Below are 18,510 nucleotides of genomic sequence, written 5' to 3' on the forward strand. Positions count from 1 at the left end.
CCCCCCGAGCTGTACGCCGCGTGTTCCGCCGCGCCGCCCTACCCGAATCGCTTCCGGGCTCTAGCCGCTCCTACAGGGAACCTGGAGTTATCGATGTTGCAGGATGTGCTCAATCACCTAGAGGCCCTCGTCAGCTTCGACACCCGCAACCCGCCGCGGCTCATCGGCACCGGCGGCATCTTCGACTACCTGCGCGCGCAGCTGCCGGGCTTCACCGTCACGGTGACCGACCACGGCGCGGGCGCGGTGTCGATGCTGGCCGTGCGCGGCAACCCCAAGCGCGTGTTCAACGTGCACCTCGACACCGTGCCCTCGTCGCCGAACTGGAGCGCCGACCCGCACGTGCTGCGCGTGGAAGGCGGCAAGGCCATTGGCCTGGGCGCCTGCGACATCAAGGGCGCCGCCGCGGGCCTGGTGGCGGCCGCGCAGCGCACCACCGGTGATGCCGCGTTCCTGTTCAGCAGCGACGAGGAAGCCAACGACGCCCGTTGCATCGCCGCCTTCCTGGCCGGCGACCACGGCTTCGAGGAAGCCATCGTGGCCGAGCCCACCCGCTGCGAAGCCGTGTTGGCCCACCGCGGCATCAGCTCGGTGCTGATGCGTTTCCAGGGCCAGGCCGGCCACGCCTCGGGCGCCAACGCCTTCGACCTGAGCGCCGTGCACCAGGCCATGCGCTGGGGCACCAAGGCGCTCGACCACGCCCAGGCGCAGTCGCACGCGCGCTTCGGCGGGCTCACCGGCCTGCGCTTCAACATCGGCCGCATCGAAGGCGGCATCAAGGCGAACATGATCGCGCCGGCGGCCGAGCTGCGCTTCGGCTTCCGCCCGCTGCCCTCGATGGACCTGGACGCCATGCACGCGCACTTCCGCGGCCTGGCCGACCCGGCCGCGCTGGCGCACTACGAGGAAACCTTCCGCGGCCCCTCGCTGCCCGCCGGCGACATCGCCCGCGCCGAGGAGAAGCGCCTCGCCGCGCGCGACCTGGCCGATGCGCTGGGCCTGCCCATCGGCAACGCCGTGGACTTCTGGACCGAAGCCTCGCTGTTTTCCCAGGCCGGGCTCACCGCCCTGGTCTACGGCCCGGGCGACATCGCCCAGGCCCACACCGCCGACGAGTGGGTCGAACTCGACCAGCTCGCCACCGCCGCCGCCACCTACACCCGCCTGCTGGAGCAACCCGCGTGACCGAGATGCGCACCACGATCGTCCGGCTGCTGTCGAACATGGCCAGCGCCAAGGAGATCCAGCAGTACCTCAAGCGCTTTTCCCAGGTGGACGCCGCGCGCTTCGCCGTGGTGAAGGTGGGTGGCGCCATCCTGCGCGACGACCTCGACGCGCTGGTTTCGTCGCTGTCCTTCCTGCAGCAGGTGGGCCTGACCCCCATCGTCATCCACGGCGCCGGCCCGCAGCTGGACGAGGAAATGAAGGCCGCGAAGATCGAGAAGCGCACCGTGGACGGCCTGCGCGTCACCGACGCCGCCGGCCTGGCCATCGTGCGCCGCGTTTCGCAGCAGGAGAACCTGCGCCTGGTCGAGGCCCTGCAGGCGCAGGGCGTGCGCGCCACCTCGGTCACCTCGGGCGTGTTCGAGTGCGACTTCCTGGGCAAGCGCAAGTACGGTCTGGTGGGCAAGGTGGAGCAGGTGCACACCGCCGCCATCCAGGCCGCCATCAAGGTGGGCTCCATCCCGGTCATCGCCTCGCTGGGCGAAACCGCCGGCGGCCAGATCCTCAACGTCAACGCCGACTGGGCCGCGAACGAGCTGGTCAAGACCCTGCAGCCCTACAAGATCATCTTCCTCACCGGCACCGGCGGCCTGCTGGACGGCGAGGGCAGCGTGATCGATTCGATCAACCTGAGCACCGAGTACGAAGACCTGATGGCGCAGCCCTGGCTGCACTCGGGCATGAAGGTGAAGATCGAGCAGATCCACGACCTGCTGATGCAGCTGCCGCCGTCGTCGTCCGTTTCCATCACCCGGCCCGACCAGCTGGCCAAGGAGCTCTTCACCCACCGCGGCTCGGGCACCCTGGTGCGCCGCGGCGAGCAGGTGCGCAAGGTGACCAGCTGGAAGAAGCTCGACCTCAAGCGGCTCAAGGCGTTGGTGGAATCGGGCTTTGGCCGCAAGCTGGCGCCCGACTACTTCGAGCGCACGAACCTGCTCAAGGCCTACGTGAGCGAGCACTACCGCGCCGCGCTGATCATCACCGAGGAAAACGGCATTCCGCACCTCGACAAGTTCGCCGTCAGCGACGACGCCCAGGGCGAAGGCCTGGGCCGCGCCGCCTGGCAAGTGATGCGCGCCGAAACGCCGCAGCTGTTCTGGCGCGCCCGCAACGGCAACCCCGTGAACGACTTCTACTTCGACGAATCCGACGGCTGCCTCAAGGGCGAGAAGTGGAACGTGTTCTGGTACGGCCTGGAAGGCTGGGACCAGATCCGCTTCGCCGTGGACCACTGCCTGGCCCGCCCGGCCACGCTCAAGGGCTGAACATGCAAAACCTGCACTGGACCATCCCGCCGATTCTCGAGGGCATGCACTGCACCCTCGAGCCGCTGCAGACCCACCACGCCGAGGATCTGCTGGCCGCGGCCAGCGACGGCGAGCTCTGGAACCTGTGGTTCACCACCGTGCCCGGCCCGGAAACGGTGCGCGCCTACCTGGCCCGCGCCATCGTGGAGCGCGAGGCCGGCAGCGCCATGCCCTTCCTGGTGCGCGACGCCAGCGGCGAACCGGTGGGCTGCACGCGTTTCTTCCGCATGGACCCGGTGATTCCCAGCCTGGAGATCGGCTACACCTGGTACTCGGCGCGGGTGCAGCGCACGGCGCTCAACACCGAGGCCAAGCGCCTGCTGCTGGGCCACGCCTTCGACGCCATGGGCTGCACGGTGGTGGAACTGCGCACGCACATCATGAACCACCGCTCGCGCGCCGCCATCGAGCGCCTGGGCGCGCACTTCGACGGCATCCTGCGCCGCAACCTGCGCATGCCCGACGGCCACCTGCGCGACACCGCGGTGTACTCCATCCTCGACAGCGAATGGCCGATGGTGCGGCGCGGCCTGGACTACAAGCTCGAACACGGGGGCGGCCGTGGCTGATCGCATTTCCCTGGGGCTGGTGGGCGCGCGTGGTTACGTGGGCGCCGAGCTGATCAAGCTGGTGGCGGCGCACCCGCGCTTCGAGCTGGCCTTCGTTTCCTCGCGCGAACGCGAGGGCCAGCGCCTGGCCGAGCACGAGCCGGCCTACACCGGCGAACTGCGCTACACGAACCTCCACGCCGCCGCGGCGGGCGGGCAGGGCGCCGATGCGCTGGTGCTGGCGCTGCCGAACGGCATGGCCGCGAACTTCGTGGCCGCGCTCGACGCCGCCGGTGCCAATCCAGTGGTGGTGGACCTTTCCGCCGACTACCGCTTCGACGACAGCTGGCACTACGGCCTGCCCGAACTCACCCGCGGCCGCGCCGCCGGCGCCCGCCGCATCAGCAACCCTGGCTGCTACGCCACGGCGATGCAGCTGGCCGTGGCGCCGATGCGCGACGCGCTGGCGGGCCCGGTGCAGTGCTTCGGCGTCTCGGGCTACAGCGGCGCCGGCACCAGCCCGTCGGACAAGAACAACCCGGAAAAGCTGCGCGACAACCTGATGCCCTATGCGCTGGTGGGCCACATCCACGAGCGCGAGGTGACGCGCCAGCTGGGCCACGCCGTGGAATTCATGCCGCACGTGGCGCCGCACTTCCGCGGCATCACGCTCACGGCCAACCTGCACCTGGCCCGCGCCTTCAGCCGCGAGGAAGTGCTGCAGCGCTACCAGGCCGCCTACGAAGGCGAACCGCTGGTGGCGGTGACGGACGAGGCGCCGTGGGTCAGCCACACCGCCGGCCGCCACGGCGCCCAGGTGGGTGGCTTCACGCTCAGCGCCGACGGCCGCCGCCTGGTGGTGGTTTCCACGCTCGACAACCTGCTCAAGGGCGCCGCCACCCAGGCGCTGCAGAACCTCAACCTGGCCTTCGGCCTGCCTGAAACGATGGGAATCCCGACATGAGCGAGCTGCTTTGGCAGAAACCCGGCGTGGAAGTGGACCCGCGCGTCCAGGCCTTCCTGGCCGGCGACGACGTGCTGCTCGACCGCGAGTTCATCCAGGACGACATCACCGCCTCGGCCGCGCACGCGCGCGGGCTGGCCCGCATCGGCATCCTGACGGCGGAAGAGGGCGAGGCGATCTGCCGCGAGCTGGCTGCGCTGTCGGAAGACCTGAAGAGCGGTGCCTTCGTGCTCGACGAGCGCTACGAAGACTGCCATTCCGCCATCGAGTCACGCCTGGTCGAGCGCCTGGGCGACGTGGGCCGCAAGGTGCACACCGGCCGCAGCCGCAACGACCAGATCCTGGTGGCCACCCGCCTGTGGCTCAAGCGCAAGCTGGGCGAAGTGCGGGCGCTGTGCCATGAAGTGGCCGGCGTGTGCCTGCAGCGCGCCGAGGCCGAGGCCCTGCCCATGCCCGGCTACACCCACCTGCAGCGCGCCGTGGTGTCGTCCACGGCCATGTGGTGGGCCGGCTTCGCCGAGGCCTTCATCGACAACGCCGTGCGCGCGCAGCAGGCGCAGGAATGGATCGACGCCAACCCGCTGGGCACCGCCGCCGGCTACGGCGTGAACCTGCCGCTCGACCGCGAGGGCAGCACCCGCGAGCTGGGCTTCGCGCGCATGCAGGTCAGCCCCATCTACGCGCAGCTTTCGCGCGGCAAGTTCGAGCTGGCCGCCGTGGACGCGCTGGGCGCCGCCGTGCTCGACCTGCGCCGCCTGGCCTGGGACCTGAGCCTGTTCACCACCGCCGAATTCGGCTTCGTGAGGCTGCCGCCGCAGTACACCACCGGCAGCTCCATCATGCCCAACAAGCGCAACCCCGACCTGGTGGAACTGATGCGCGCCACCTACGCCAGCATCGCCGCCGCCCGCACCGAACTGGAGCAGCTGCTGTCGCTGCCCAGCGGCTACCACCGCGACCTGCAGTTCACCAAGGGCGCCCTGGTGCACGCCTTCGGCCGCGGCCTGGGCGCCCTGGCGCTGCTGCCCAACCTGCTGCGCGGCATGCAGTGGCAGCCCGAACGCCTGGCGCATGCCTTCGACGACGGCATGTACGCCACCGACAAGGCCGTGGAGCTGGCCGTGTCAGGCCTGCCGTTCCGCGAGGCCTACAAGCTAGCCGCGGTGGAGCCGCTGCCGAAGCACGGTGCGGACCCGCAGGCTAGTTTGGATGCGCGGGTTTCGCCGGGCGGGGGCGCGACGCTACAGCTGAGAAGATTGATTCAGCGTTGGAGCTCGATTGCGGATTAGCCCTCGATCAATTGCGCGGATTTGGGGAGTGTTCTAGTCATTCAAGCAATGGGTCTACTATGTCTTAGTGATTGGTTACACAAATAGGCGCAAGCACCGCATCGTTGGAACCATTAGCTCGTGTTGGCCCGCTCCTCAAGATAGATAGCCATCTGCAGTGCGCTATCCACATAGTTTGCAACCGCCGTGCTCGAAAACTCGGCGTCGGTGGCGTGCACAGCTTCGTTTCGCAGCATTCGTAGTTGCTCAAAGACGGCTTGCTGCTTCGGATCAAGAAATCCTGCTTTGACCAGATGATCCCGAAGTCGCATTGGGCCAGGAGATGACTTCGCAGTCATGGCGTTGGACCTGCGGAGGGCGTCTATCGCTGCTGATTCAACAAGAAGCCATGCCTCTATGATGGCCGACCGGGGCGCAAAATCAGAAACATAACTCAATCGCCGAGAAGCATCCTCTCCACTTTGTCCTGCGATAGTTACGGGGCGATCTGGGGCGGGGATGTGTTCCTTGGTCTGCTCGGCGATTGCCTTTGATGTCTTCTCGAACTCGAGCTCAAGGTCTCTGTATTTCAGCCTACGAAGCCCGTTAACCAATGTCGGGACCTCTGGCTTGAGAAGCAGAAAAAATACCAAAAGGCAGATTGGCCAAGCTGTAGCCGAGACGAGAGACGCAATAAATTCGAGCCAGTTCAAGGGTTCGATGCCTTATTTACTCAAGTACGTTCGTGGGTCGAGCGGAAGCTCGGAGTGTATTCAGTCTGTCGAGTGCTCATGTCTATGTATCGGTCTCGACCTGAGGAAACAGGTTCGCAAGCAAACTTGCTGAAACCGCGGCAACTCCAAAGCTCAGTGCAAGTGTGCCGTACGAAAGGAGCATACTCACGATCGTGCAGGCTTCACCGAAATCATCGCATCTTTCCATAAGGATTTTCGTCTCATCTTTTGCGATCAGTCCGAATGGCAGCGTAATTATCGCGAGGACAAGAGTGCTGAATGATCCAAGAAATCGTGCTCTGCGTGTGCGGAGATATGTGCCCTGATACATGATGGCCAACATAATGGCCGAAACAAGAATCCCCACCGCGAAGAACCAGAAGGATTCCTTCGTCACAAGCACAACCCAAGTTGGAAGGCTTGTGGTCAAGACAAGAATGTTTGCGAGCAAGAGACCCATGACGATGGTGAGCAATGCTTCGCACAGACTTTTGGATGAGGGAGGGCGCATTCCGGGCATCTGTTTTTCTTGTGTTCTGAAAAATTGCTCAGTTGGGCGAGTGCGGGAAGTCGTTCTGTGCGGTTCGTGGTGCAATATTCTTTTTGAAAAAATTGACGTGCTCGGGGTTTGCGATTCTGCAGATTCTGTTTCCGGTTCCGAATCCGTGACAGCTTCGACTCTTCGTGCGATCCGCTTTAGTTACTGAGTTAAGTAAATTCAAGATAACGCAAGTGCAGGAGCTTATTTCAAGTTGTGCTTTGCCGCTTCGTAGACTTCCAGCATTGACTTTCCCTCAATTACTAACAGGCAGTATTTGTTCGTAATTGGGTAGATAGATGATTCGCACTTCTCTTGCCAAAGGGCCGCCGCTCTGCATTGATCTTCTAGGGCCAGGTAGTCGCTGGCCTCCGAGTATCTGATCATCTCGAAATATCTCTCGAAATCTCTTTCTCTCGGAGGTTCGTGAACTAAAGTGGCCCCGGATCCTTCCTCGTAGACAAAGGGTGTCGCCCCAACATAGGCGCCCATGCGGTTCTTGGCATTGACCAAGCCGCAAACCGCCCCAGTATTTGAGTTCTGGTACACCGACTCAAACTCAGCGCTACTTGGGTCTATCAAGTTCCGACGGACCTCACGTTTGGCGTCGTTGACTACGCCAGGAAATTGTTCGCAGCCGGCCAGTGCTAATGCTGCCAGTGTGGCGTATAGCGTGATATTAACTTTCATAGATTCCCCCTTTGGGCTTTCTTTCAATTGGCACGCATGGTGACCGCAAGTCGATGCGGTTCGACCGACTTAAGATGCCGAAAGCCGTTGAAAGTGAATCGCCCCGCCTTTCCCCCTGCCCACCTTCCCCCCAAGTGCAAGATGGAATATCCCGCTTCCGCAGCCTGCTTTCGCTGAGACTTTTTCGCAGGCACACAAAACCCGCGCCGAACCCCTCGGCGCCTATCAGGCCCAACGAGGGGCGGAATCCGCCCCGGCCAGTTATTCGCCCTTCGGCTGCCGCAGCACCTTCAGCGACACCGCCAGCACCAGTGCGGTGCCCATGCCCAGCACGGTCCACAGCAGCCAGCGTTGCCAGTCTTCGCCGCGCTTCGGGGCTAGTGCCGCCTGTCCGCCGGCTTCGCTGCCTTGGCCCAGCGTGGCGGGCTGGGGCGGCGTGGTGCTGGCGGCGAGGGCGGCCTGCACGGGGTAGTCGTCGCGGGCGGCACGGGCGCTGCCGGCCACCAGCACGTAGGGCGCGGGGCCCTGGGCCAGCAGCACGAAACGTTCGGCGCGGTAGCCCAGTTGCAGCACCGGCGGCGTGGCCAGCGCGGGCTGGGTGGTGACGCGCCACTGGCGTTCGCGGTGCAGGCCCGTGGCGGGTGGCACGTGGCGCACTTCGTCGCCGTTGTTGCCCAGGCGGAAGGCGGTGAAGTTGGCGATGGGCAGCCACCAGGCCTCGTCGCCGTCGCGCGCGGCCACGGTGACGGCGGCCACGGCATTGGTGGTGGGCAGTTCCACGTCCACGCGCTCCACCGCCACCGGCGCGGGGCTGCGGAAGTCGAACACGCCGGGTTGGTCGGCCACGGCCACGCCGGTGAGCGCCAGCGTCTTCGGCTCGCGCTCGTCGCCGGCGCGCTGCGGGCGGCCGGTTTCCAGCGCGGCCAGCGCGGGCCAGTTGCCTTCGTTTTCGATGGACAGGCGCAGGTAGTGCGCTTCGGTGCGGCCCAGTTCCAGCTGCAGGCGTTCGATGCGCAGGCCGTTGTCGTCCAGCGCCACCAGCGGCAGGCCGGTGCCCAGCACCTGCCAGTCCACCAGGTCGTTGGAGGCGGCCACGCGCACGCGCAGGTTCACCGGCAGCTGGGCGTTTTCAGCCAGGCGGAAGTGCAGGCGGGTGATGGCGGGCGGTTCGTCTTCGCCGCGGTCCACCAGCAAGTCGTGGCGTTCGGCGGGCGGCGGCGTGGTGTCGTTGGTGCGCAGGTCCAGGCCGCGCAGGCGGCCGTCGGCGTCGCGCTCCAGGCGCAGGGCCAGGCTGTCCGGCTGGCCGGGGGCGGGCAGGGGCACGCGCAGCCAGGGCGCGGGTTCGCGCAGTTCCTCGTCGCTGCGCTCGGGCGGCAAGGGCGCGAAGGGCACGGGTTCGCCGTTCGCATTGAACACGGCCAGGTCGCGCAGGTCGGCGCGGGTCACGTGCTCGAGCACGCTGGCGTCGAGCTCCAGCACGTAGGCGGCGGCGCCGGGTTCGGCTTGGATCGGCCACTGCCGCGCGTAGTCCTGCGGCGTGGCGGCGTGGGCGGAACCGGTGGCCAGCAGGGCCAGCAACAGGGCATTACGCATTCGCTTGCTCCGAACGGGGCGGGGTGGGGGCGATGCGGCCAACCAGCACGAGCAGGCTGCCCACCACCACGAAGGAAACGATGCCGGCGATGTCGCCGACGAACTGCCGGTCCACGACGATCAGCTTGAGCATCACCACGCCCAGCAGCGCCGCGCCCAGCCACCACAGCGGGCGGTCCAGGCGCCGCGAGCCGAGCACCCAGGCTGTCACGCCGGCCAGGCACCAGGCCACGGTCAGGCTGGCCTGCACGCTGGTTTCGCCCAGCAGGCTGGGGCTCCAGGGCAGGTCGGCCAAATGGTGGCAGGCGCGCAGCACGCTCATGGTCAGCATGAACAGCGCGGCGCCGGCCCAGGCCAGTCCGCCCAGGCGGTGCGGATCCGGGTGGGCGCGCAGCGCGAGGGCCGCGGCCAGCAGGCCCAGCAGCAGCGACAGTTCCAGCGGGTTGAAGAGCGGCAGCCAGGGCAGCGGCGCACTGTCGCCGGGCAGGAAGTGGCCAAACAGCCAGCCCATACCCAGGCCGAAACCGGCGATGCCCAGCCACACGCCGCGCCAGCGCGGGAACTGCTCGGCCACCGGCCAGCCGGCGGCGTTCGGCCATTTCCAGGCCAGCGCGAACAGCAGCGCCAGCGGCGCCAGCACCGCCGGCAGCAGCCAGCCGTCGGCCAGGTTGGCGCGGTCGCCGAGCACGCGCAGCAGCGTGACGCCCAGGCCCGCGGCCATGGCCATCAGCCACGCAATGTGCGCCACCGGCAGCCCGCGCGAACGCGGTTCGCTCAGCGCGCGCAGCGTCACCAGCGCGGCGGCCAGCAGCGGCCACCACAGCCACAGCGGCTGGTCGAACAGGGTCACGTCGTAGTGGTCCTGCGAGGCCAGCGACAGCGGCAGCATCAGCACCAGCGAGGCCACCAGCGGCCACGACAGCCGCGGCCAGGCCAGCGGCCCGCGCAGCAGCGCCGCCAGCGCGGCGGTCACCAGAGCGAAGCCGCCGTAGTACAGCGCGTCGTACCGTGGCGAAAGGTTCACTTCGATCTCGCGCAGGCCCAGCAAACTCCACCAGCCCAGGCCGCCCAGCATCAGCACCACCTGCAGCAGCGCGTTGCGGCCCGCGCGGTGGTAGAGCCAGCTCGCCGCCATCCAGGCCAGCGTGAGCAGGGCCAGGTTCATGGCGTGGCCGTTGAGCAGGAAGCGGTCTTCGTAGCCCAGGTTCCAGTCGAACAGGCTCACGCACCAGGCGCCGCCCGCCAGCACCAGCAGGGCCAGGCCGCTCCAGCGCACCAGCCGGCGCTCCTGCCGCAGGCCCAGCCACACCATGCCGGCGCCCTGGATGGCCCAGGCCGCGGAGGTCCAGCGCGCCGTCAGCGCCAGCGGAATGGCCAGGGTGGCGAACACCACGCCCATGCCGGCGGCGCTTTGCGCCAGGTCGCGCAGGCGCTGGTTGCCGCGCGCCCACAGGGCCAGGCCGCTGTAGATGCCGGCCACGAACAGCGCGCTGAAGGCCAGGCCCATGCGGTCGTCGCCCAGCAGGCCCACCTGCATCGGGAAGGCCAGCAGCGGCGTGCCGAACAGCAGGGTGCCGTCCACCTTGCCGTTCTTCTGCCGGCCCGCCAGCGCGTACAGCACCGGAATGGCCACGTAGAACAGGAAGAACAGCACCAGGAAGGGTTCGACGGTGGCGAACTTCTCCGGCTGGTAGTACTTCGCGCCCCACATGCCGCCGATGGCGAAGGTGAACACGAAGCCCACCAGGTTCAGCGCCCGCCACGGCCGCTGCCAGGCAATGCCGAACACGGCGGCGTTGAGCACCGCGTAATACGAGAACAGCGCCACGTGGTTGCCGCTGCCGGTGGAAAGCAGTACCGGCGCCAGGTAGCCGCCGATGAAACCCAGCACGGCCAGCGCGGGCGCGTTCTGCTTCACCGCCAGCACGCTGGCGCCGGCCACCAGCGCCAGCACCAGCACGAAGGCGGGCATGGCGCCCAGCACTTCGTAATTGCGGAAGGCCGCGAACACCACCAGCAGCAGCACGCCGATGGCGCCGCCCTGCAGGCTCAGGCCGAAGGCGGGCCGCTCGGCGGCGCTGCGCAGGCCCCAGACCAGGCCCGCGATGGCGCCGGCGGCGATGCCGGCCAGGCGCAGTTCGATGGGCATGGTGAGCCAGCCGGCGTCGGCGGCGTATTTGATGGCCGCGGCCACGCCGAACAGCATCACCAGCACGCCCAGCTTCACCGGCACGTTGCCTTCGAAGAACCAGGCCTTGAGCACGCGGGCGGCCTTGGTGACCACGTCGGGTTCGGCCGGCTCGAGCGGGCGCGGGGCGGGGCGGGGTGCGGCCGGCGCGGGCGCGGGCTCGGTCTCGGGAATCGGGGGCGGCACGGGGGCGGCGGCTGCCGGCGCAGAGGCTGCGGCGGGCTGGGCGAAGGCGGGCTCGGCCGGAGTCGGGGCGGGGCTGACGGGCTCGGCGCGGGCAGGCGCCGGGGCGGCTTCGGCCTGGGCGCGGGGCGCCGCGGCCTCGGGGGCGGCGCGCACGCCGGCCACCCGCAGCGCGGCCACCTGCTGTTCCAGCTGGGCCACCCGGCTGCGCAGCTTCAGCGCCTGCGCCAGCAGCACGCCCAGCAGGGCGCCGGCCAGGAACCCGAACAGCATGCGGCTTTCGTCGGCCAGCGCGGCCCCGAATACCGCGCCCAGAATCCCCAGGATCCAGCCCATGCGTTTTGCTCACGTCCCCTAGACCCGCCCGAGTGTAGCGAACCCGTGAAGGGCGTGGTCGGCCTATGCGGTTTGCTAACGGGGGTGAATGTGGATGGCCCTTGTCCTGACCCTGCAAACCCCGGCGTTGGCCCCTCGTGATGGGCTCGGGTGTTCGGGTATGTCCCCGGCGCGTCGGAGTCCGGTACAGGGGAAAATCCAGATGAAAACCAATCCAAGGAACCTGGGGTGGCTGCTGCTGCCCGTTGCACTCTCGGGCTGCGCGAACGTGGCCGAAAAACTGCGCAGCCAGCCGGTGGCGCATTACCCCGCTGGCGATTCCACGGGCTATGTGGGTGATATCGGCAAGACGGAGGCGAAGATCCGGTTCTTCTGCATGGAAGCCAGCGGTGATTCCGAAGGGGCGAAGGATTCAAGGGGGCAGGCCGCGCAAAGCTGCTCATATGCCTCGGCGGCCTACACCGACATCGTCAACTTCAGATCATCTGACCCGGTGGAGGTGGACCGCGCCCTCGACAGCCTGGTTTCGATGTCCGACCTGAACTGCTCGAACTACATGCACCGGGTGTTCTCCAACCGCGCGCTTACCGACTTCAGCGGCACGCTTTCGGAGGACCTGCTCACCAGTGCCGCCAGCGCCACGGCCCACATCGAACCCACCGCGGCGGCCGCGCTCGGCGTGGCGAACCTGGTGGTGGGCAAGTCCATGGATGCCTTCCATTCCACCTATTTCCTGGACAAGACCTTCCAGGCGCTGGAAGCGGCGATCAATGGCGAGCGCCAGCGCATCCTGGCCACCATCATCGCCAAGCGGGCCAAGGCCAAGGCGACGCCTGCGGCATTCGCCTACGGACCGGTCGAGGCCCTGTCGGACCTGCGGGCCTATGACGACGCCTGCTCCTTCAAGGCCGGCCTGAACGTGCTGGTGTCCCTGGCTGAGAGCGAGAAGGACGCGCAGTCGTTGCGGGTCACGCAGCTGAAGATCGCGCCGGACACCAATGCCGAGGCGCTTCGCCAGTTCAGGGTGCAGGGTGCCCAGGTCCAGCCCGGGCCCGCGGCGGACGCGCAGGCGGGCCAGGGGGAGGGTGACCCGGGCCGGCGCTGAACCCTCCCGGGGGGCAATAAAAAAGGGCCGCCCCGCGGGGTGGCCCTTCTTTTTGGTGCTCGATTGGTCGGGGAGACAGGATTTGAACCTGCGACTTCTACGTCCCGAACGTAGCGCTCTACCAGGCTGAGCTACACCCCGAGGGATCGAGCCGGCAATTCTAGAGGCTCATCGGCGGTTCGGCAAGTCCATCCTTCCCGGGTCACGCCGCGACGACCCGCCGGGCCGGCCGCTGCCGCTAGAATGCGGGGGTTCGCACTGGAGTCGCCCGCCTTGATCAAGCCCCGCACCACGCCCGGGGTCATGGAGCTTCTGCCCCGTGACCAGATCGCCTTCCAGCGCATGCTGGACGTGATCCGCCGCAATTACGAGCGCTTCGGCTTCCTGCCGGTGGAAACGCCGGTGTTCGAGCTGTCCGAGGTGCTGCTCACCAAGACGGGCGGCGAAACCGAGCGCCAGGTCTATTTCGTGCAGTCCACCGGTTCGCTGGAACAGGGCGGGCAGCCTGAACTGGCCCTGCGCTTCGACCTGACCGTGCCGCTGGCCCGCTACGTGGCCGAGCACGAGCACGACCTGGCCTTCCCGTTCCGGCGCTACCAGATCCAGCGCGTGTACCGCGGCGAGCGCGCCCAGCGCGGCCGCTTCCGCGAGTTCTACCAGTGCGACATCGACGTGATCGGCAAGGATTCGCTGGGCATCCGCCACGACGCCGAGCTGCCCGCGGTCATCCATGCCGTGTTCACCGAGCTGGGCGTGGGCCCGTTCACCATCCAGCTCAACAACCGCAAGCTGCTGCGCGGCTTCTTCGAAGGCCTGGACATCGCCGACGGCGAGCGCCAGGCGCTGGTGCTGCGCGAGATCGACAAGCTCGACAAGCGCGGCGCCGACGCCGTGCGCGCCACGCTCACCGGCACGGATTTCCAGCTGGCCAGCGACGTGGCCGACCGCATCATGGCCTTCGTGCAGGTGCGCTCCACTTCGCACGCCGACGCGCTGGCCCGCCTGGCCGCGCTGGGCGAGGGCAACGCCACCCTGGCCCAGGGCGTGGCCGAACTGCGCGAGGTGCTGGAGCTGCTCAAGGCCCACGGCGTGCCGGAAAAGAACTACGCGGTTAACTTCTCCATCGCCCGCGGCCTGGATTACTACACGGGCACCGTGTACGAAACCACGCTCGACGAGCACCCGCAGATCGGCTCGGTCTGCTCGGGCGGCCGCTACGAAGACCTGGCCAGCCACTACACCAAGTCCAAGCTGCCGGGCGTGGGCATTTCCATCGGCGCCACCCGCCTGTTCTGGCAGCTGCGAGAGGCCGGCATCATTTCCACCGCGGAAAGCTCGGTGGAAGTGATGGTGGGCCTGATGGACGAGGCCCGCCTGCCCGATTCGCTCGACATCGCCCGCCGCCTGCGCGCCGCCGGCATCAACGCCGAAGTGCAGCTGGAAGCCAGGAAGCTGGCCAAGCAGTTCCAGTACGCCGACCGCGCGGGCATCCGCTTCGTGGTGCTGTACGGCGAGGACGAGGCCACCCGCGGCGTGGTCAAGGTCAAGGACCTGCGCTCGCAGGAGCAGTTCGAAGTGGCCCGCGAGGAGCTCGCCGCGGCGCTGAAAGTGGAACTGGAGCAACAACGTGCAATGGGACTGCGCTGAATGAAGCCGATCACGCTTGACGGACGCCACCTCAGCCGCGCCCAGGTGGCCGAGATTTCCCACGGCGCCCCAGTGCGCCTGGATCCGGTGCAGATGCAGGCGGTGCAGCGCGCCGCCGACTTCCTGGCCGAGCAGGTCAAGAAGCAGGAGCCCATCTACGGCGTCTCCACCGGCTTCGGTTCCAATGCCGACAAGCTGCTGGGCTCGCGCCGGGTGCGCGAAGGCCTGCCGGGCGCCGCCGACCCGGGCGAGAGCGTGCTCGAGGAGCTGCAGCGCAACCTCATCGTCACCCACGCGGTGTGCGTGGGCGAACCGTTCGCGCCGGCCGTGGTGCGCGCCATGCTGGCCATCCGCATCAACACGTTGATGATGGGCCACTCGGGCATCCGCCCGCAGGTGCTGGAATCGCTGGCCGCACTGCTCAACGCCGGCGTGGTGCCGGTGGTGCCGCAGAAGGGCTCCGTGGGCGCCTCGGGCGACCTGGCCCCGCTGTCGCACCTGGCCATCGTGCTGCTGGGCGGCGGCGAAGCCTTCTACGACGGCGAACGCCTGCCGGGCGCCGAGGCGCTCAAGCGCGCCGGCCTGAAGCCGGTGGCCCTGTCGCACAAGGAAGGCCTGGCGCTCAACAACGGCACCGCGCAGATGCTGGCCACGGCCGTGCTGGCCATCGAGCGCCTCGAGGACCTGCTCGACACGGCCGACCTGGCCGCGGCCATGACGCTCGACGCCTTCGCCGGCCGCCTGCGCGCCTTCGACCCGCACGTGCACGCGCTGCGCCCGCACCCGGGCCAGGTGCACGTGGCGGCGCAGCTGCGCCGCCTGCTCACCGGCTCCACGCTGTCCGACATCGCCTATCACCTGGTGCCGCGTTTCCGGCAGTGGCTGCCGGAAAGCTGGAGCACGCCGGAGCAGCAGGCCCTGGGCTTCGACATCGGCTGGGACTGGGTGCCGCTCACCCAGCGCCACGGCCGCGAGCGCTTCTACCAGCGATTCCGCCCGTTCCGCGGCGGCAAGAAGCACCAGCCGCAGGACAGCTACTCGCTGCGCTGCATCCCGCAGGTGCACGGCGCCGTGCGCGACGCGCTGGAACAGGCCAAGCGCGTGGTGGACATCGAACTCAACGCCGTCACCGACAACCCGCTGCTGTTCCCGGACCTGCCGGGCGCGCGCGAAATCGAAGACCAGGTGGTCTCGGCCGGCCACTTCCACGGCATGCCGCTGGCGCTGGCCATGAGCTACCTCAAGGCCGCCATCCCGGTGCTGGCTTCGATTTCCGAGCGCCGGCTCAACAAGCTGGTCGACCCGGCCACGAACGACGGCCTGCCGCCGTTCCTGATCGGCAACGAGGACGGCACCGAAAGCGGCTTCATGATCGTGCAGTACACCGCCGCCGCGCTGGTGAACGACCTGGCCAGCCGCGCGCACCCGGCCAGCGTGTACTCCATTCCCACCAGCGCGAACGCCGAGGACCACGTGTCCATGGGTGCGAACGAAGGCCGCCACGTGCTCGACATGACGGCCGACCTGGGCCACGTGCTGGCGCTGGAGCTCTACACCGCCGCGCAGGCGCTGGACTACCGCCGCGACATGATCAACGCCGCCCGCGAACTGGCCCGCACCGCCGACGCCGAAGCGCTGGCCGCGAAGGTGCAGGGCGCGCCGATGCCCGGCCACGCCGACCGCGCGCCGTTCCTGGCCGAAGTCGAAGGCCTGCGCCGCGAGATGGCCGAAGCCCCGGAATTCAAGCCGGGCGTGGCCGTGCGCGCCGCCTGGACCGCCCTGCGCGAAGCCATTCCCTTCATGCCGCGCGACCGCGCCATGGACGGCGACGTGGCCACCGCCGTGCGCCTCGTCCAGGAAGGCAAGCTGCTCTCGGCCGCGCGCCAGGCGCTCGGCTGAGCCCCGCGTTCAACCGGTGACGTCGGCCGCGGCGTGCACGCGGTTGCGACCGCCGTCCTTGGCCGCGTACAGGGCGTCGTCGGCGCGGTGCAGGGCATCGTCCACGCCCACGCCGGTGCCCGGGCGCAGCACGAAGGCGCCGATGCTTGCGCTGATGCCGATGTTGTTGCCGGCGTAGCGCACCGGCTCGCTGCAGATGCGCACGCGCAGCTGCTCGGCCAGGTGCATCAGGCGGTCGCCGTGCATGTCCGGCACCACCGCCACGAATTCCTCGCCACCGAAGCGCGCCAGCAGCGCGCCGTGCACCGACAGGCTGTCGGTGAGGCAGCGGCCCATCCAGCGCAGGCACTCGTCGCCGGCCAGGTGGCCGTAGGTGTCGTTCACGCGCTTGAAGTGGTCCAGGTCGATCAGCAGCACGCCCAGCGACTGCCGGTGCTCGGCGGCGTGGTGCATCTGGTGTTCGAACACGTCGCGGAAGTGGCGGCGGTTGAACAGGCCGGTGAGCGCGTCGCGGCGGTTGGATTCGCGCAGGCGCTGGTTGGCTTCGGCCAGCTGCTCCAGCGCGGTGCTCAGCTCCGAAGTGCGGCGGGCCACGTGGCGCTCCAGCTGCTCGTTGTGCTCGCGCACCAGGGTCTCGTTCTCGCTGCGCAGGCGGGCGTAGCGGTAGGCGAGGGCGAAGGAGAGCAGGATCATCTCCAGCGCCGAGCCGATCTGGATGCCGTACTCGGTCAGGAACCCCTTCTGCAGCAGGCCGAACGACACCGAGGCGTACAGCGCCGTGCCCAGCAGCAGGAAGCCCCAGGCCATCAGGAACACCTTGGCCGGCGCATAGCCGCGGCGGATGGCCGCGATGGTGAGCGCGATGATGAAGAACGCGCCCGGGAACACCGCCAGCGTCATCGGCTTCACCACCAGCCGGTAGTCCACCACCAGCGAGGCCAGGCCCATCAGTACGTAGAAGGCGATGATGGTGAGCGAGGCGGTGTTGGCCTTGGGCATGCGTTCGGGCAGCTCCAGGAACACGCGGCAGAACTGGTGCATGGCCACCTGCGAAAGCGCCATGGACAGCGGGATGGCGTGGTTGGCCATCCAGGGGGAATTCGGCCACAGGTATTCGAAGGCCAGGCCGTTGAGGCAGAGCATCACCAGGCCGAAGCCGGCGACGTGGAACATGTACCAGAAGTGGCTGGCGTCGCGCAGCGACATCCACAGCACCAGGTTGTAGCAAAACAGCGCCAGCAGGATGCCGTAGAACAGGCCGATGCCCATCTGCGAATCGCGCTCGAGCTCGGCGAAGGCGGTGGGCGTGTACAGCGCCAGCGGCACCTGCAGCGAGCTGCGGCTGGACACGCGCACCAGCACTTCCACCCGCGTGCGCGCCGGCAGGTCGACCCAGAAGTTCGGGTGGCGGTAGCGGATCGAGCGCGCCGAGAACGGCAGGTTGTCGCCCGAGGCCATGTACTGCACGCGGCCGTCGGGGTAGCGCAGGTACACGTCCACGTTGTCGAGCAGGGGGTAGTGCAGCACCAGCAGCCAGCGCTGTTCGCGCGGGTTGGCGTTGAAGATTTCCGCATGGAACCAGTAGGCGCCCTGGGTGAAGCCAAAGGTGCTCGAGCCGTTGGGCAGGGGCTCGAAACCGCCCCGGCCGGCCTGGGCGAACATGGCCGCGGCGTCGGCGCGGCCGTCGGCGTCCACGCGGTAGCCCATGTGGTCGGCCAGGGCCAGCATCTGGGTGTCCTCGCCGAGCACGGCCGGGGAGGCCTGGGCGGTTTGCCCGGCCAGCGAAAGCCACAGAGCCAGCACCACTGCGATGAAGCGCATGTCCGCCCGGATTTCCCTTCCCCGGGGCCACTTTATGCCGGGGGGCGGGGGATGAACAGCGGGGGCCGTCTCAGTCCGGGCTTGACTATGTAATAACGCGCTATTACATTAGCGCAATGAAACGCCGCGAACCCGCCACCCGCCCGAGCGAACGCGACCTGGACGCCCTCGTCCAGGCCCTCCTGAGCCTGCGCAGCCCGGGCGAACTGCGGGCCTTCCTGGACGACCTGTGCACCCCGTCCGAGCTCGAGGCCCTGGCCGACCGCTGGCGCGTCATCCCGCTGCTGATCGAGGAAGCCCCGTACCGGGAAATCCACGACCGCACCGGCGTCAGCGTCACCACCATCGGGCGCGTCGCGCGCTGCCTCGAACGGGGCGCCGGTGGTTACCGCATCGCCGCGGAACGCGCCGGTCTCGGCGTGGCCGCGAACGACGACTCGCATTAATCCCCCTTTTCATTGAACC

The 18,510-nt window shown here is 68.2% G+C and carries 15 protein-coding genes and 1 tRNA gene; 9 read left to right on the forward strand and 7 right to left on the reverse strand.

What is annotated here, in order from left to right; translation table 11 throughout:
• Positions 1-93 precede the first annotated feature (93 nt).
• From ACE3Q2_RS01210 to argH, 5 genes are read left to right on the forward strand one after another with little or no spacing between them, the layout of a single operon-like run.
• Positions 94-1,185 carry an acetylornithine deacetylase gene (locus ACE3Q2_RS01210; RefSeq protein ID WP_374472172.1) on the forward strand — a complete coding sequence of 364 codons (1,092 nt, stop codon included), beginning with the start codon at positions 94-96 and terminating at the stop codon, positions 1,183-1,185.
• Positions 1,186-1,190: 5 nt separating this feature from the next.
• Positions 1,191-2,489 carry an acetylglutamate kinase gene (locus ACE3Q2_RS01215; protein ID WP_374472236.1) on the forward strand — a complete coding sequence of 433 codons (1,299 nt, stop codon included), beginning with the start codon at positions 1,191-1,193 and terminating at the stop codon, positions 2,487-2,489.
• Between the two features lie 2 nt (positions 2,490-2,491).
• Complete coding sequence (locus ACE3Q2_RS01220) at positions 2,492-3,100, forward strand: GNAT family N-acetyltransferase (RefSeq protein WP_374472174.1); 609 nt, start codon at positions 2,492-2,494, stop codon at positions 3,098-3,100.
• Complete coding sequence (argC, locus tag ACE3Q2_RS01225; protein ID WP_374472176.1) at positions 3,093-4,043, forward strand: N-acetyl-gamma-glutamyl-phosphate reductase; 951 nt, start codon at positions 3,093-3,095, stop codon at positions 4,041-4,043. Before ACE3Q2_RS01220 ends, argC begins: the two co-directional genes overlap by 8 nt.
• Positions 4,040-5,332 (forward strand): argininosuccinate lyase, encoded by a 1,293-nt coding sequence (gene argH, locus ACE3Q2_RS01230; RefSeq protein WP_374472178.1) that lies wholly within the window; start codon positions 4,040-4,042, stop codon positions 5,330-5,332. Before argC ends, argH begins: the two co-directional genes overlap by 4 nt.
• 113 nt (positions 5,333-5,445) lie before the next feature.
• On the opposite strand, the gene ACE3Q2_RS01235 is transcribed toward argH, so the two are convergent.
• From ACE3Q2_RS01235 to ACE3Q2_RS01255, 5 genes are all read right to left on the reverse strand, one after another.
• The gene (locus ACE3Q2_RS01235; RefSeq protein WP_374472180.1) at positions 5,446-6,024 is read right to left on the reverse strand and encodes a hypothetical protein; all 579 of its coding nucleotides are present in this window, start codon (positions 6,022-6,024) and stop codon (positions 5,446-5,448) included.
• Positions 6,025-6,106: 82 nt separating this feature from the next.
• A complete protein-coding gene (locus ACE3Q2_RS01240) occupies positions 6,107-6,565 on the reverse strand; it encodes a hypothetical protein (protein ID WP_374472182.1) in 459 nt (152 codons plus the stop codon).
• Between the two features lie 222 nt (positions 6,566-6,787).
• Positions 6,788-7,273 carry a hypothetical protein gene (locus ACE3Q2_RS01245; protein WP_374472184.1) on the reverse strand — a complete coding sequence of 162 codons (486 nt, stop codon included), beginning with the start codon at positions 7,271-7,273 and terminating at the stop codon, positions 6,788-6,790.
• Between the two features lie 261 nt (positions 7,274-7,534).
• Complete coding sequence (locus tag ACE3Q2_RS01250; protein WP_374472186.1) at positions 7,535-8,866, reverse strand: DUF3999 family protein; 1,332 nt, start codon at positions 8,864-8,866, stop codon at positions 7,535-7,537.
• The gene (locus ACE3Q2_RS01255) at positions 8,859-11,573 is read right to left on the reverse strand and encodes a DUF2339 domain-containing protein (protein ID WP_374472188.1); all 2,715 of its coding nucleotides are present in this window, start codon (positions 11,571-11,573) and stop codon (positions 8,859-8,861) included. The genes ACE3Q2_RS01250 and ACE3Q2_RS01255 overlap by 8 nt, the downstream gene beginning before the upstream one ends.
• A 94-nt stretch (positions 11,574-11,667) precedes the next feature.
• On the opposite strand from ACE3Q2_RS01255, the gene ACE3Q2_RS01260 reads away from it, so the two are divergent.
• A complete protein-coding gene (locus ACE3Q2_RS01260; RefSeq protein ID WP_374472190.1) occupies positions 11,668-12,678 on the forward strand; it encodes a hypothetical protein in 1,011 nt (336 codons plus the stop codon).
• A gap of 64 nt (positions 12,679-12,742) precedes the next feature.
• Here ACE3Q2_RS01260 and ACE3Q2_RS01265 read toward each other — a convergent pair.
• Positions 12,743-12,819 (reverse strand) — tRNA-Pro (locus ACE3Q2_RS01265).
• Positions 12,820-12,951: 132 nt separating this feature from the next.
• Between ACE3Q2_RS01265 and hisS the strand changes: the two genes are divergently transcribed.
• A complete protein-coding gene (gene hisS / locus ACE3Q2_RS01270) occupies positions 12,952-14,325 on the forward strand; it encodes a histidine--tRNA ligase (protein ID WP_374472192.1) in 1,374 nt (457 codons plus the stop codon).
• Positions 14,326-16,224, forward strand: a complete 1,899-nt coding sequence (hutH, locus tag ACE3Q2_RS01275; protein ID WP_374472194.1) for a histidine ammonia-lyase — start codon at positions 14,326-14,328, stop codon at positions 16,222-16,224.
• A 9-nt stretch (positions 16,225-16,233) separates the two neighbouring features.
• On the opposite strand, the gene ACE3Q2_RS01280 is transcribed toward hutH, so the two are convergent.
• A complete protein-coding gene (locus tag ACE3Q2_RS01280; protein ID WP_374472196.1) occupies positions 16,234-18,045 on the reverse strand; it encodes a 7TM diverse intracellular signaling domain-containing protein in 1,812 nt (603 codons plus the stop codon).
• A 116-nt stretch (positions 18,046-18,161) separates the two neighbouring features.
• Here ACE3Q2_RS01280 and ACE3Q2_RS01285 point away from each other — a divergent pair, with 116 nt between their 5' ends.
• A complete protein-coding gene (locus ACE3Q2_RS01285; protein ID WP_231695991.1) occupies positions 18,162-18,491 on the forward strand; it encodes a YerC/YecD family TrpR-related protein in 330 nt (109 codons plus the stop codon).
• Positions 18,492-18,510: the final 19 nt, after the last annotated feature.

The organism is Arenimonas sp., from assembly GCF_041913985.1.
GTDB lineage: Bacteria > Pseudomonadota > Gammaproteobacteria > Xanthomonadales > Xanthomonadaceae > Arenimonas.

Coding starts and splice junctions, on each gene's coding strand:
- ACE3Q2_RS01240 (WP_374472182.1), bottom strand. CDS start 6,565: ATGCCCGGAATGCGCCCTCCCTCATCCAAAAGTCTGTGCGAAGCATTG.
- ACE3Q2_RS01215 (WP_374472236.1), top strand. CDS start 1,191: ATGCGCACCACGATCGTCCGGCTGCTGTCGAACATGGCCAGCGCCAAG.
- ACE3Q2_RS01280 (WP_374472196.1), bottom strand. CDS start 18,045: ATGCGCTTCATCGCAGTGGTGCTGGCTCTGTGGCTTTCGCTGGCCGGG.
- ACE3Q2_RS01260 (WP_374472190.1), top strand. CDS start 11,668: ATGGCCCTTGTCCTGACCCTGCAAACCCCGGCGTTGGCCCCTCGTGAT.
- ACE3Q2_RS01245 (WP_374472184.1), bottom strand. CDS start 7,273: ATGAAAGTTAATATCACGCTATACGCCACACTGGCAGCATTAGCACTG.
- ACE3Q2_RS01210 (WP_374472172.1), top strand. CDS start 94: ATGTTGCAGGATGTGCTCAATCACCTAGAGGCCCTCGTCAGCTTCGAC.
- ACE3Q2_RS01250 (WP_374472186.1), bottom strand. CDS start 8,866: ATGCGTAATGCCCTGTTGCTGGCCCTGCTGGCCACCGGTTCCGCCCAC.
- argH (WP_374472178.1), top strand. CDS start 4,040: ATGAGCGAGCTGCTTTGGCAGAAACCCGGCGTGGAAGTGGACCCGCGC.
- hutH (WP_374472194.1), top strand. CDS start 14,326: ATGAAGCCGATCACGCTTGACGGACGCCACCTCAGCCGCGCCCAGGTG.
- ACE3Q2_RS01220 (WP_374472174.1), top strand. CDS start 2,492: ATGCAAAACCTGCACTGGACCATCCCGCCGATTCTCGAGGGCATGCAC.
- ACE3Q2_RS01285 (WP_231695991.1), top strand. CDS start 18,162: ATGAAACGCCGCGAACCCGCCACCCGCCCGAGCGAACGCGACCTGGAC.
- ACE3Q2_RS01255 (WP_374472188.1), bottom strand. CDS start 11,573: ATGGGCTGGATCCTGGGGATTCTGGGCGCGGTATTCGGGGCCGCGCTG.